Raw genomic sequence first — 13,005 nt, 5'->3', positions numbered from 1 at the left:
GTACTAGTTTAATAGTATGGCAGCCTTCTCATGACTCAACGACCAATCACTGACCCTGCTCTTTCCCAACAAGGCAATGAGGACTGGCAGTGCTTTCTGGCACTGCTACAGCAATCTTTTGCTGAAAATCTGCATCAGGATCTGCTGCAACTGCTGCTTACGCCCGACGAACGTGCGGCGCTGGGTACGCGGGTGCGCATTATTCAGGAGCTGATGCGGGGAGAGATGAGTCAGCGTGAGCTGAAAAGCCAGCTGGGTGCAGGCATCGCGACGATTACACGCGGATCCAATGGCCTGAAAACGGCACCGGCTGCGCTGAAGGATTGGCTGGGTGAGCAACTGCTGACAGACAAAACGGACGACTGAAGCGCCCGTTTCTGTCTTTCATTCATTTCAATGGGTCTGGGCGCGGGTTTGATAAACCGTATTATGGAAAGGCGCCAGAGCCAGAACCAGTGCCTGATGATAGACGCTGGTGCGGGTCAGTTTACCGGCGGTAAAGACACCAATAGCACCGCCTTTGCGTTTCACTTCTGCGATACCCGTCAGTTTTTCCATCTCATCCCCCAGTTCACTGCCCTGGTTGATCCCCTGTAAAATGATTTCAGGTAACATTAAACTGGCTGAACGTGATTCGCCGCGCTGGTGCATATTCTCAATCACCATCCACGCGAAGGTCATATTGTCTTCGATACCCGCTTCCACGCCGACCCAGAAGTCTGCTTCGGGACGAACCTGACGTGCGCCGATTACGCGGTGACGTGCTCCGGTACGGGTTTCATTACTGCCGATAGGCTGACTGGGAACACCGCTGTCGACGTCAACGCCTTCAATGCGAAATGCCTCAGCGCCGAAAATATCTTCAAAAGCCATGGCGATAGCTTTAATTTTTGCCGGGTTAGTGGTTGCAGCGACAACATGGTACATAGAGTTTTAGCATCCTTTAGCAAATTTCACGCAGTATAACGGAAAACACTCATGTTACAGGTATATCTCGTCCGTCATGGCGAAACAGAATGGAACGCCGCACGCCGTATTCAGGGGCAGTCAGACAGCCCGCTGACAGCAAAAGGTCTGTATCAGGCCCGTCAGGTTGCTCAGCGCGTGCGCGATGAAGGGATCACTCACGTTATCACCAGTGATTTAGGACGTACCCGCCACACGGCGCAGATTATCGCTGATGCCTGTGGCTGTGAAGTCATCAATGAGCCGCGTTTGCGCGAATTGCATATGGGGGTGCTGGAAGAACGTATTCTGGATGGCCTGACGGAACAGGAAGAAGGCTGGCGTAAGCAGATGGTCGATGGCTCACCGAAAGGGCGTATCCCCGAAGGCGAAACCATGACCGAACTGGCCGCGCGTATGCGTGCCGCGCTCGACAGCTGCCTGGATTTACCGCCGGGAAGCAAACCGCTGCTGGTCAGCCACGGCATCGCGCTGGGTTGCCTGATCAGCACGATCCTCGGATTACCGGCGTATGCGGAGCGCCGTCTGCGTCTGCGTAACTGTTCACTGTCGCGTGTCGATCACCAGAAAAGCGCCTGGCTGGCGAATGGCTGGATTGTGGAAACGGCGGGCGATGTCTCACATCTTGATTTGCCCGCGTTAGACGAGTTGCAACGCTAACGCCAGAAGGCGTTAGCGGCGGATAGGGATCAGGTAATCACACTGTAATTCGGTTGGCGTCGTGCCGGGGGCACGGCCATTCGTGTAAAAGCGTTCGATATCCTGTCCCTTTCTGCGGGTCAGTTTTAATGTTGGCAGACAGGTGCTGTACAACGTCAGAATAAATTCCTGCAAATGCTCCGGCGTGCCATTGTAATGGAACATGGCATATTCACCGTGCTGCAACACAATCGGCTGACCTTCAACGTTTTCCGGCAGATGCTGGGCTTCCAGTGCGGTCGTGTACAATACTTCCTGCTCGTCATCTTTTTCCTGGCTTGGACGCGAATGGTGCAGGCCATAAAGGATCGGCGGCAGCGTTTTCGCCTCGCCGATATACTGACGCCAGAAATGACGACGCATCTCGTTGCGGTAGGTGGTGATTTGCTCCAGCGTACAGGCGTAGCTTTGCGTCATGCCGACCAGATGCTGTTCCGGCAACGAGATATACTCAGGCTGCGGCAAAATGAAGGCACCCAGACGGATCGGCGGGCAGATACCGAAGGAATGCCAGTCTTCAGCACGACGATATAAGGCCGGCGTTTGCGCGAACTGTTTTTTGAACGCCCGGGTAAACGTCTGTTGAGAGTCAAAACGGTACTGAAGAGCGATATCTAAAATCGGGCGACTGGTGAGGCGTAAAGCGACAGCCGCTTTTGACAGGCGGCGGGCACGAATATAAGCGCCAATGGCATTATTAGTGACATCTTTAAACATGCGCTGCAGGTGCCACTTGGAATAGCCGGCCTTGGCTGCGACATTGTCGAGTGACAAGGGCTGGTCTAAATGGGTTTCTAACCAGCTAAGAAGGTCACGAATGATTCCTGCTTGATCCATAGATCGTCCTCGTTGAACTAAGATAAATGCACAGAATGATGGGCGGCATAATAACAACTTTTTCCTGAGAAGACTTCCTAAGAATTTTTTGGCTATCTGTGCTATTTACAGGTGTTACAGAGTATTTCATTCCGAAAGTGTGAATACACGCTTTCTGATTGGGGTTTCTTTAGAAAACAACGTCATGCTCATGACGTGGAGTAACTTAATGAATAAATGTTGGATTTTTGTTTTTGGGATGTTTGCTTTTTGTTCGGGAGCAGCACAGGCAGAGCAGGTCGGGTCTGTCGATACGGTCTTCAAGTTATTCGGTCCGGACCACAAAATCGTGGTCGAGGCCTTTGATGATCCTGATATTAAAAATGTAACTTGTTATATCAGTCGCGCAAAAACCGGTGGAATTAAGGGCGGATTAGGTCTGGCCGAAGATACGTCGGATGCGGCGATTTCCTGTCAGCAGGTCGGCCCTATTGATCTCAGTGACAAGATTAAGCAGGGGAAAGATAAGGGCACCGTGGTTTTCCAGAAACGGACATCGCTGGTGTTCAAAAAGCTGCAGGTGGTGCGTTTTTATGATGAAAAACGTAACGCGCTTATCTACCTGAGCTATTCCGATAAAGTCGTCGATGGCTCACCGAAAAATGCGCTCAGCGCGGTGCCGATTATTCCGTGGGCGCACAGCACACCCTGAATTTTCAGCATGATGCACAAAACAAAAGGCCAGCTTTCGCTGGCCTTTAACGTTGGATCACATCGACTACACAGCGGTTGGCAACCTTCTGTATCAGTCTTCCAGATCGCCGCAGAAACGGTAACCTTCGCCGTGAATGGTGGCGATAATTTCAGGCGTATCCGGCGTAGCTTCGAAATGCTTACGGATGCGACGGATGGTCACGTCAACGGTACGGTCATGCGGTTTCAGTTCGCGGCCGGTCATTTTCTTCAGCAGATCGCCACGGGTTTGGATTTTGCCCGGGTTTTCGCAGAAATGCAGCATGGCGCGGAATTCACTGCGCGGTAATTTGTACTGTTCGCCTTGCGGGCTGATCAGTGAACGGCTGTTGATGTCGAGTTCCCAGCCATTGAATTTGTAGCTTTCAACCAGACGACGTTCTTCACCGGTAGTGCCCAGGTTCATCGTGCGGGACAGCAGGTTACGGGCGCGGATGGTCAGTTCACGCGGGTTGAATGGCTTGGTGATGTAGTCATCAGCGCCGATTTCCAGACCTAAAATCTTATCAACTTCGTTGTCGCGGCCGGTCAGGAACATCAGAGCAACGCTGGCTTGTTCGCGCAGTTCGCGTGCCAGCAGCAGGCCGTTTTTGCCTGGCAGGTTGATGTCCATGATAACCAGATTGATGTCATTTTCGGACAGAATGTGGTGCATTTCAGCGCCATCATTAGCTTCATGTACCATGTAGCCTTCTGCTTCAAAAATGCTCTTTAACGTATTACGTGTCACTAACTCGTCTTCGACGATCAGAATGTGAGGGGTCTGCATGATTGCTACCTAAGATTGCCAACAAATAGAAAATAGGAGTACAGAAGTCCTTGTTATCCCAATGAATTATGATGCCTTATTGGCCATCTCACTCGTTACATGACTAAAGTACGTAAACGCGTTCTCGATGCAATTTCCATCAACGGCAACAACATCGCAAGCTCGGTCAGGGATTCCACTTTCTGCAGTTCCACGGGGTCCTAAAGCGGCGCATATCCTAACCCTATTAACAGCAATATAACAGCGAGTGCCGAAATTACCACCCAACAAAATTACGGTTTGTTGACATATATCAAGTTCAATTGTAGCACGGTAACAGAACAGTGAAAAACACTTACAAGAATGCACGCTTGAGTCACATTTCGGCCTTTATTGTACACGATTCAGCAAATCCTCATGAAACGAAAGATAAATGCAAAATCTGTATGGGTCATTATTATATATCCATATGAAAAATAATGACTAATTTTTTAAGGAAATGTGCTTAACCGCGCCAGCAGCTTTTTTACCTGCCGGCTAAGCTTTTCCGATAAAATAAAGGAATATATCCAGTAGACTGTTAAGTTCTTGTGAAGAATATAAACGATGAATAGGTCTGAAACAGGATAAAATTTCATCGCTGAAATACAGGCGACAAATTCTTCCCTCTCCCTGCAAAGGCGCGATATGCAACTTCATATTATTTTAGTCTCCCCGGCGCGGCCGGAAAATGTCGGTGCGGCAGCCCGTGCCATGAAAACCATGGGTTTTGCTTCCTTGCGGATTGTTGACAGCGAAGCGCACCTCAAGCCGGAAGCGGGCTGGGTCGCTCACGGCTCCCAGGAGATCCTGCAAAATGCCCTGCATTTCGACACGCTGGCAGAAGCCCTGGCCGGTATCGATTTCACGGTAGCCACGACGGCGCGCAGCCGGGCGAAGTTTCACTATTACTGCACGCCGCAGGAACTGCAGGTGCAGCTCGAAGAGAAAAGCCAGTGGGTGAACCATGCGGCGCTGGTGTTTGGGCGCGAGGATTCCGGGCTGACCAATGAGGAACTGGAACTGGCCGACGTGCTGACCGGCGTGCCGATGGTGGCGGATTACCCGTCGCTCAATCTCGGGCAGGCGGTGATGGTGTTCTGCTATCAGCTCTCTTCGCTTAACCAGGTGACGTCAGCCAAACCTGAAAATGCCGAAGCCGGACAGTTGTCCGCATTGCGTGCGCGCGTCGGACGCTTACTGGAAAATGTCGGGGCAGAAGATGACCAAAAATTGTCCGACTGGCTGCATCAGCGCCTGGGCCTTTTGCAGCAACGGGACGCGGCGATGCTGCATACTTTGCTGCATGACATCGAAAAAAAGCTGACCCAATGATGTGAGGGGAATCTTTGCAGCGACAGTTTGATATCCGGTGAGTGATGCGCAGGCCTGGCGATTCCACTGGAATGGGTTGCGATGGCAGAGCATTACCCCTTTGATTCTGTGCGTGATAAACCGGGCGAAAACAGAAAAAAATTGACTTATTGTGCCTTATGCTTTAGCTAATAGAGGCAGACAGAGTACAAACCTAAAGACAGACAGAAAATAAAAATGCGAATCTTCAGCCTGAACACAACAATTATTACCACCACCGATACCACAGGTAACGGGGCGGGCTGACGCGTACAGGAAAAAGAAAAAAGCCCGCACCTAACCAGTGCGGGCTTTTTTTTTACCTTTTAACGAGAGCTTCAGGAGAGAACCAGAAATGCGAGTGTTGAAATTTGGCGGGACCTCGGTAGCAAACGCAGAACGCTTCTTGCGGGTTGCGGACATTATGGAAAGCAATGCGCGTCAGGGACAGGTCGCGACGGTATTATCCGCGCCTGCCAAAATCACCAACTATCTGGTCGCCATGATTGAGCGAACTGTCGCAGGACAGGACATTCAGACCATCATGAGTGATGCAGAAAACATTTTTGGTCAGCTGATCACCGGCCTCGCAGCCGCCCAGCCCGGCTTTGATTTACCGAAAGTGAAAGCCTTCGTCGATCATGAATTCGCTCAGCTGAAACAGCTGATGCATGGCATCACCCTGCTGGGGCAATGTCCGGACAGCGTCAATGCTTCCATCATCTGTCGCGGCGAAAAACTGTCTATTGCCATCATGGAAGCGGTGTTCCGTGCCAAAGGTTTTGGCGTCACCGTGATTAACCCGGTCGAAAAACTGCTCGCGCAGGGGCATTACCTCGAATCCACCGTGGATATCAACGAATCCACCCGCCGCATCGCCGCCAGCGCCATTCCTGCCGATCACATCGTGCTGATGGCCGGATTCACTGCCGGTAACGAGCAGGGGGAACTGGTGGTGCTCGGACGCAACGGTTCCGACTATTCTGCCGCCGTGCTGGCCGCCTGTTTACGCGCCGACTGTTGCGAAATCTGGACCGACGTCGACGGCGTTTATACCTGTGACCCGCGCACCGTGCCGGATGCCCGCTTACTGAAATCGATGTCCTATCAGGAAGCGATGGAGTTGTCGTATTTTGGGGCGAAAGTCCTTCACCCGCGTACCATCCTGCCGATTGCTCAGTTCCAGATCCCTTGCCTGATCAAAAACACCACCAACCCGCAGGCGCCGGGCACCCTGATTGGCAGCGAAAGCCTCGGCGATAACACGCCGGTGAAAGGCATCACTAATCTGAACAACATGGCGATGATCAACGTTTCCGGTCCGGGAATGAAAGGGATGATCGGCATGGCGGCGCGTGTGTTCGCGGTGATGTCCCGTTCAGGCATTTCCGTGGTGCTGATCACCCAGTCTTCTTCCGAATACAGCATCAGTTTCTGCGTACCGCAGAGCGAGCTGGAGCGCGCCCGTAAAGCGCTGGAAGATGAATTCTACCTCGAGCTGAAAGACGGCCTGCTTGAGCCGCTGGATGTGATGGAGAAGCTGGCCGTTATTTCCGTGGTCGGCGACGGTATGCGCACACTGCGCGGCATTTCGGCGAAATTCTTCTCTGCACTGGCGCGCGCCAATATCAATATTGTGGCGATCGCGCAGGGCTCTTCCGAACGTTCCATTTCCGTGGTCGTCAATAATGACGATGCGACGACCGGCGTGCGTGTCAGCCACCAGATGTTGTTCAATACCGATCAGGTGATCGAAGTCTTCCTGATTGGCGTCGGTGGTGTCGGCGGGGCGTTGATCGAACAGATCCGCCGTCAGCAGGCGTGGCTGAAAACCAAACATATCGATCTGCGCGTCTGCGGTATCGCCAACTCCCGCGCGTTACTGACCAACGTGCACGGCATTGCGCTGGAAACCTGGCGTGATGAGCTGGGTGCCGCCAAAGAGCCGCTGAATCTGGGCCGTCTGATCCGTCTGGTGAAAGAGTATCACCTGCTGAACCCGGTGATCGTTGACTGTACGTCCAGTCAGGAAGTGGCCGATCAATACGCCGATTTCCTGGCCGACGGTTTCCACGTCGTGACGCCAAACAAGAAAGCCAACACTTCCTCCATGAATTATTACTATCAGCTGCGTAAAGCGGCGGATGGTTCACGCCGTAAATTCCTCTACGACACCAACGTCGGCGCGGGTTTACCGGTCATTGAGAACCTGCAAAACCTGCTGAATGCCGGTGATGAACTGGTGCGTTTCTCCGGTATTCTGTCCGGCTCGCTGTCCTTCATTTTCGGTAAGCTGGATGAAGGCATGTCGTTGTCTGCCGCCACCTTGCAGGCGAAGGAGATGGGCTACACCGAACCGGATCCGCGTGATGACCTGTCCGGTATGGACGTCGCCCGTAAATTGCTGATCCTGGCGCGTGAGGCCGGTTACAAACTGGAACTGACCGATATCGATGTGGAATCTGTTCTGCCGCCGTCTTTCAATTCAGAAGGCTCAGTGAACGATTTTGTGGCGCGTCTGCCGGAACTGGATGCTGAATTTGCGCAGCGTGTGGCAGAGGCGACCGCCGCAGGAAAAGTATTGCGTTATGTCGGGGCTATCGAAGACGGTCAGTGCAAAGTAAAAATCGATGCCGTCGATGGTAATGACCCGCTTTATAAAGTAAAAAATGGGGAGAATGCGCTGGCGTTTTACAGCCGCTATTATCAGCCATTGCCGTTGGTTCTGCGTGGCTACGGTGCAGGTAATGATGTGACGGCGGCAGGTGTGTTTGCCGATCTTTTGAGAACGCTGTCATGGAAGTTAGGAGTTTAATATGGTTAAGGTGTATGCCCCGGCTTCAATCGGGAACGTCAGCGTCGGCTTCGATGTTCTGGGCGCAGCGGTGTCTCCGGTGGATGGCACGCTGCTGGGCGACTGTGTTTCCGTGGAAGCGGCCACAGCATTCAGTCTGAAAAACGAAGGCAAGTTTGTCTCCAAACTGCCTGACCGCATGGAAGACAATATCGTTTATCAGTGCTGGCAGCGTTTCTGTCAGGAAATCGGCAGGGAAGTGCCGGTGGCGATGACGCTGGAAAAAAACATGCCGATTGGCTCCGGTCTGGGATCCAGCGCCTGTTCGGTGGTCGCCGGTCTGATGGCGATGAATGAATTTTGCGGTAAGCCGCTGAATGAAAACCAGATGCTGTTGCTGATGGGCGAGCTGGAAGGGCGTATTTCCGGCAGCGTGCATTTCGACAATGTGGCGCCATGCTACCTGGGCGGCATTCAGCTGATGCTGGAAGAGCACGATATCATCAGCCAGAACGTGCCCTGTTTTGACGACTGGCTGTGGGTGATGGCGTATCCGGGCATTAAAGTCTCGACCGCGGAAGCGCGCGCTATTTTACCCGCGCAGTATCGCCGTCAGGATTGCATCAGCCACGGGCGCTATCTGGCAGGCTTTATTCACGCCTGCCATACGCAGCAACCGATGCTGGCCGCGAAACTGATGAAAGATGTGATTGCTGAACCTTACCGCACCCGTTTGTTGCCGGGCTTTGCCGAGGCGCGCAGTGCCGCAGAAGAAATTGGTGCACTGGCGTGCGGGATTTCCGGTTCCGGCCCGACGCTGTTTGCAGTATGTAACGACAGCGCGACAGCGAAACGTATGGCTGACTGGTTGCAGACGCATTATCTGCAAAATGACGAAGGCTTTGTTCATATTTGTCGTCTTGATACCGCGGGCGCGCGGGTATTGGGATAACTCGATAATTTATTGGGATAACTAATGAAACTGTACAACCTGAAGGATCACAACGAGCAGGTCAGCTTTGCTCAGGCCGTCAAACAAGGTCTTGGAAAACAGCAGGGTTTATTCTTCCCGCTGGAGCTGCCTGAGTTTGAACTGACTGAAATCGACCGCTTGCTGGAACTGGATTTCGTCACCCGCAGCAGCCGTATTCTCTCTGCTTTCATCGGCGATGAGATCCCGGAAGAAGAGTTACATCAGCGCGTGAAAAATGCGTTTGCCTTCCCGGCGCCGGTTGCCAAAGTAGAAGAAGACATTGCCTGTCTGGAGCTGTTCCACGGCCCGACCCTGGCCTTTAAAGATTTCGGCGGCCGCTTCATGGCGCAGATCCTGACTCAGGTTTCAGGTGACGAGCCGGTGACCATTCTGACCGCAACGTCCGGTGATACCGGTGCGGCAGTGGCGCATGCCTTCCACGGCCTGAAGAATGTCCGTGTGGTGATCCTCTATCCGCGCGGCAAAATCAGCCCGTTGCAGGAAAAACTGTTCTGTACCCTTGGCGGCAACATCCATACTGTCGCCATCGACGGCGACTTTGATGCCTGTCAGGCGCTGGTGAAACAGGCGTTTGATGATGAAGAACTGAAACAGGCGCTGAAGCTGAACTCGGCCAACTCCATCAACATCAGCCGTCTGCTGGCGCAGATTTGTTACTACTTTGAAGCGGTGGCCCAGTTGCCGCAGGAAGCGCGCAATCAGCTGGTGGTTTCTGTGCCAAGCGGTAACTTCGGTGATCTGACCGCCGGTCTGCTGGCGAAATCTCTCGGCCTGCCGGTGAAACGCTTTATCGCAGCGACCAACGCCAATGACACGGTGCCGCGTTTCCTGTCAAACGGCGAGTGGGAACCGAAGAAAACCGTTGCGACGCTGTCGAACGCGATGGATGTCAGCCAGCCAAACAACTGGCCGCGCGTGGAAGAACTCTATCGCCGTAAAACCTGGCAGCTGAAAGATCTGGGCTTCGGCGCGGTCAGCGATGACACCACCGAAGACGCGATGCGTGAGCTGGCGAATATCGGTTATATCTCAGAACCTCACGCCGCTATCGCCTACCGCGTGCTGCGCGATCAGCTGCAACCGGGCGAGTTCGGTCTGTTTATCGGCACCGCACATCCGGCGAAATTTAAGGAAAGCGTGGAAGCGATTCTGGATCAGGATATCGGTTTGCCGAAAGAACTGGCGGATCGCGCTGACCTGCCGTTGCTGTCGCACAACCTGCCGGCTGATTTCAGCGAAATGCGCGCATTCCTGATGGCGCTGCCTGAATAAACGCTGTGAGCTGAAATGCAAAAGCCCTCTTCACGAGGGCTTTTTTATGCCTGCCGTTCGGGTAAATCAGCGTTCAGGGCGGGTAAACACCAGCTCATTGCCCTGCGAACGTGATTCGTCAAAGGCATAGCCTTCCAGATTGAAATCCTGAAGTTGTTTCGGCTTATCGAGGCGTTCCTTGATAATAAAGCGGCTCATCAGCCCACGCGCTTTTTTGGCATAGAAACTGATGACTTTGTATTTACCGTTCTTCTCGTCGAGGAACACCGGCTTAATGATTTCGCCTTCCAGCCGTTTCGGTTTCACCGCTTTAAAGTATTCATCGGAGGCCAGATTCACCAGCACTTTGCTTTTTTGTTCGCTGAGCAACTGATTGAGTTTGTCAGTCAGTAACTCGCCCCAGAAGGCATACAGGTTCGCGCCCCGGGGATTTTCCAGACGGATACCCATTTCCAGACGGTACGGCATCATCAAATCCAGCGGGCGCAGCAGGCCGTATAAACCCGACAACATCCGCAGATGTTTCTGTGCAAAATCAAAGTCTTTTTCGCTGAAATCTTCTGCCTGCAAACCGGTATACACATCGCCTTTAAAGGCCAGCAGCGCCTGACGGGCATTTTCCGGCGTGAAATCCGGCTGCCAGTCATTGAAACGTTCGGCATTGAGATGGGCCAGTTTATCGCTGATCCCCATCAGTGAAGAGATCTGCGCAGGGGACATTTTGCGCGCCACGGTGATCAGCTGGCTGGATTTATCCAGCAGTTCCGGTTGGGTATAGCGCGTTGTCGCAAGCGGGCTTTCGTAATCGAGCGTTTTGGCAGGTGAAATAATGGTCAGCATAGTCTCGTCCGTTGGTCAGTGACGGTTCACATTCAGGAATGATGAGTTGCCCTACTGTAGCAAAAAAGCCACGACGATGGAGGCATGATATCAATAGGTAAAAGCGTAGAAAATCAGCGCGGAGGAGGGCGTTTATCCCAGATACCCGGATCCAGCTGACCGCGTAATTCAGGGTAATGATCGGGATTAAACACCGGTGTTTTCCCCATGCGCCGCTGGCGATCGTAATCTTTCACCACCTTGACCGCGACGCCCGACAGCAGCAGTAAGGCGGTGAGATTGAGTATCGCCATCAGGGCCATGAAAATATCGGCCAGTTTCCACAGCAGTTGCAGTTCCATCAGACAGCCGCAGAACACCATCGCAATCACCAGCAGGCGGAAAATCAGCAGCTTAACTGGCGCTGCACGGTGCACGAAGCTGAGATTATTTTCGGCATACACATAGTTACCGGCAATGGATGTGAACGCAAAAGAGAACACCAGCACCGCCAGCACAATGTGGCTCCAGCCGGGCATAGACGGGCTGATCGCTTCCCGGATGAGCCGGATACCCGAGGGCGCGTCGGGATTATCCAGCACGCCGGAGGTCAGTACGATCAGCGCGGTGGCGGTGCAGATCACCACGGTATCGATAAACACGGCCAGCATCTGGTTAAACCCCATGGCCGCCGGATGGCTGACCGACGCCATCGCCGCCGCGTTTGGTGAGGAACCCACCCCGGTTTCACTGGCGAACGCGCCGCGTTGCATGCCCTGAGTGATGGCCTGTGTGACACCGTATGCCAGCGCGCCGGAGGCCGCTTCCTGCAGACCGAACGCGCTTTTAAACACCAGCATCAGAACGCGGGGCAACTGTCCAATGTGATGGCCGATGACCCACAGGGCCAGCAGCAAAAATGCGAAGGCCATCAGCGGGATCAGCCAGCTGGAAAGCCAGACAATGGCGCGTATTCCGCCAAAGATCATCAGGGCGACCAGCGAGGCTAAAATAAAGGCGGTCGTCAGCACCGGAACATGCAGCAGATGGAAAGACGCCTGCGCAATGGAATTGGCCTGTAACGCGCTGAAAATAAAGCCGCAGGACAGCACCATCAGCAGCGAAAACAGGACGCCCATCCAGCGCATGCCCAGCCCTTTCTCCATATAATCGGCCGGACCGCCGCGAAATTTTCCACGGGTCCCGATGCCTTTATAAATCTGCGCCAGCGTATTTTCTATCAGTGCGGTCGCCATGCTGAACACGCCAATGACCCACATCCAGAAGACGGCGCCCGGCCCGCCGAGCGTAATGGCGATGGCGACGCCAGTCAGGTTGCCGGTCCCGATGCGCGAAGCCAGACTCAGACACAAAATGCGCCAGGGGGAAACGCCGCGCGGATCATGGTTGGAGGCAAAATGGGACAGGGAGAACAGATGGGCAAAGCGGCGTAGCGGAATCAGGCCCAGACGGAAGGTCAGATAAATGCCGGTGCCAAACAGCAGGTAAATCAGGATCGAACTCCAGAGAATGGTGTCGAAAAAATCCAGCAGATCATTCATGAGTTATCCTTGGTTGATTACCCTTCATCGTTTTTATGGTTTTCCTTCAGGGCAATGACCACTTCGGAGGGCTAACATACCTTTTTTATCGAACCGGTAACATATGCATTTTGGCTGAATTTGTGTGTTTTAGAAGGTGAGAAATCCATAGATGTTCGTAGCCGAGCATGCCGTGATATGCGCCTTGCGC

The 13,005-nt window shown here is 53.3% G+C and carries 13 protein-coding genes and 1 other annotated feature; of the genes, 8 read left to right on the top strand and 5 right to left on the bottom strand.

Annotation, left to right across the window (positions count from 1 at the left end; genetic code table 11):
• Positions 1–30: 30 nt before the first annotated feature.
• The gene (trpR, locus tag J9880_RS04530) at positions 31–366 is read left to right on the top strand and encodes a trp operon repressor (protein ID WP_095924585.1); all 336 of its coding nucleotides are present in this window, start codon (positions 31–33) and stop codon (positions 364–366) included.
• A 27-nt stretch (positions 367–393) separates the two neighbouring features.
• Here the strand turns inward: trpR and yjjX are convergent, their stop codons facing one another.
• Positions 394–927 (bottom strand): inosine/xanthosine triphosphatase, encoded by a 534-nt coding sequence (yjjX, locus tag J9880_RS04525; protein WP_095924586.1) that lies wholly within the window; start codon positions 925–927, stop codon positions 394–396.
• Positions 928–978: 51 nt separating this feature from the next.
• Between yjjX and gpmB the strand changes: the two genes are divergently transcribed.
• Positions 979–1,626: a 2,3-diphosphoglycerate-dependent phosphoglycerate mutase GpmB gene (gene gpmB, locus J9880_RS04520; RefSeq protein WP_095924587.1), complete on the top strand. Its 648-nt coding sequence runs from the start codon at positions 979–981 to the stop codon at positions 1,624–1,626.
• A 12-nt stretch (positions 1,627–1,638) separates the two neighbouring features.
• On the opposite strand, the gene robA is transcribed toward gpmB, so the two are convergent.
• Positions 1,639–2,502, bottom strand: coding sequence for an MDR efflux pump AcrAB transcriptional activator RobA (robA, locus tag J9880_RS04515; RefSeq protein WP_095924588.1), 864 nt, complete (start codon positions 2,500–2,502; stop codon positions 1,639–1,641).
• Positions 2,503–2,710: 208 nt separating this feature from the next.
• Between robA and creA the strand changes: the two genes are divergently transcribed.
• A complete protein-coding gene (gene creA, locus J9880_RS04510) occupies positions 2,711–3,193 on the top strand; it encodes a protein CreA (protein WP_232770136.1) in 483 nt (160 codons plus the stop codon).
• Positions 3,194–3,286: 93 nt separating this feature from the next.
• Here creA and arcA read toward each other — a convergent pair whose 3' ends face one another.
• Entirely contained in the window at positions 3,287–4,003 is a 717-nt protein-coding gene (arcA, locus tag J9880_RS04505) for a two-component system response regulator ArcA (protein ID WP_013577079.1), read from the bottom strand.
• 666 nt (positions 4,004–4,669) lie between these two features.
• Between arcA and J9880_RS04500 the strand changes: the two genes are divergently transcribed.
• From J9880_RS04500 to thrC, 5 genes are all read left to right on the top strand, one after another.
• A complete protein-coding gene (locus J9880_RS04500) occupies positions 4,670–5,356 on the top strand; it encodes a tRNA/rRNA methyltransferase (protein ID WP_095924590.1) in 687 nt (228 codons plus the stop codon).
• Between the two features lie 216 nt (positions 5,357–5,572).
• Positions 5,573–5,641 carry a thr operon leader peptide gene (thrL, locus tag J9880_RS04495; RefSeq protein ID WP_232770442.1) on the top strand — a complete coding sequence of 23 codons (69 nt, stop codon included), beginning with the start codon at positions 5,573–5,575 and terminating at the stop codon, positions 5,639–5,641.
• Positions 5,580–5,695, top strand: a sequence feature (Thr leader region). (Overlaps the previous gene by 62 nt.)
• A 34-nt stretch (positions 5,696–5,729) precedes the next feature.
• Positions 5,730–8,189, top strand: a complete 2,460-nt coding sequence (thrA, locus tag J9880_RS04490; protein ID WP_095924591.1) for a bifunctional aspartate kinase/homoserine dehydrogenase I — start codon at positions 5,730–5,732, stop codon at positions 8,187–8,189.
• A 1-nt stretch (position 8,190) separates the two neighbouring features.
• Positions 8,191–9,120, top strand: coding sequence for a homoserine kinase (gene thrB / locus J9880_RS04485; protein ID WP_095924592.1), 930 nt, complete (start codon positions 8,191–8,193; stop codon positions 9,118–9,120).
• 24 nt (positions 9,121–9,144) lie between these two features.
• Positions 9,145–10,434, top strand: coding sequence for a threonine synthase (gene thrC / locus J9880_RS04480; protein WP_195816629.1), 1,290 nt, complete (start codon positions 9,145–9,147; stop codon positions 10,432–10,434).
• A gap of 66 nt (positions 10,435–10,500) precedes the next feature.
• Here the strand turns inward: thrC and yaaA are convergent, their stop codons facing one another.
• Positions 10,501–11,274, bottom strand: coding sequence for a peroxide stress protein YaaA (yaaA, locus tag J9880_RS04475; RefSeq protein WP_095924594.1), 774 nt, complete (start codon positions 11,272–11,274; stop codon positions 10,501–10,503).
• Between the two features lie 113 nt (positions 11,275–11,387).
• Positions 11,388–12,815, bottom strand: coding sequence for an alanine/glycine:cation symporter family protein (locus J9880_RS04470; protein WP_095924595.1), 1,428 nt, complete (start codon positions 12,813–12,815; stop codon positions 11,388–11,390).
• Between the last annotated feature and the right edge of the window lie 190 nt (positions 12,816–13,005).

The sequence above is a fragment of the Rahnella victoriana genome (assembly GCF_021276285.1).
Lineage (GTDB): Bacteria > Pseudomonadota > Gammaproteobacteria > Enterobacterales > Enterobacteriaceae > Rahnella > Rahnella victoriana.
This window is presented reverse-complemented; position numbering and strand designations above follow the sequence as displayed.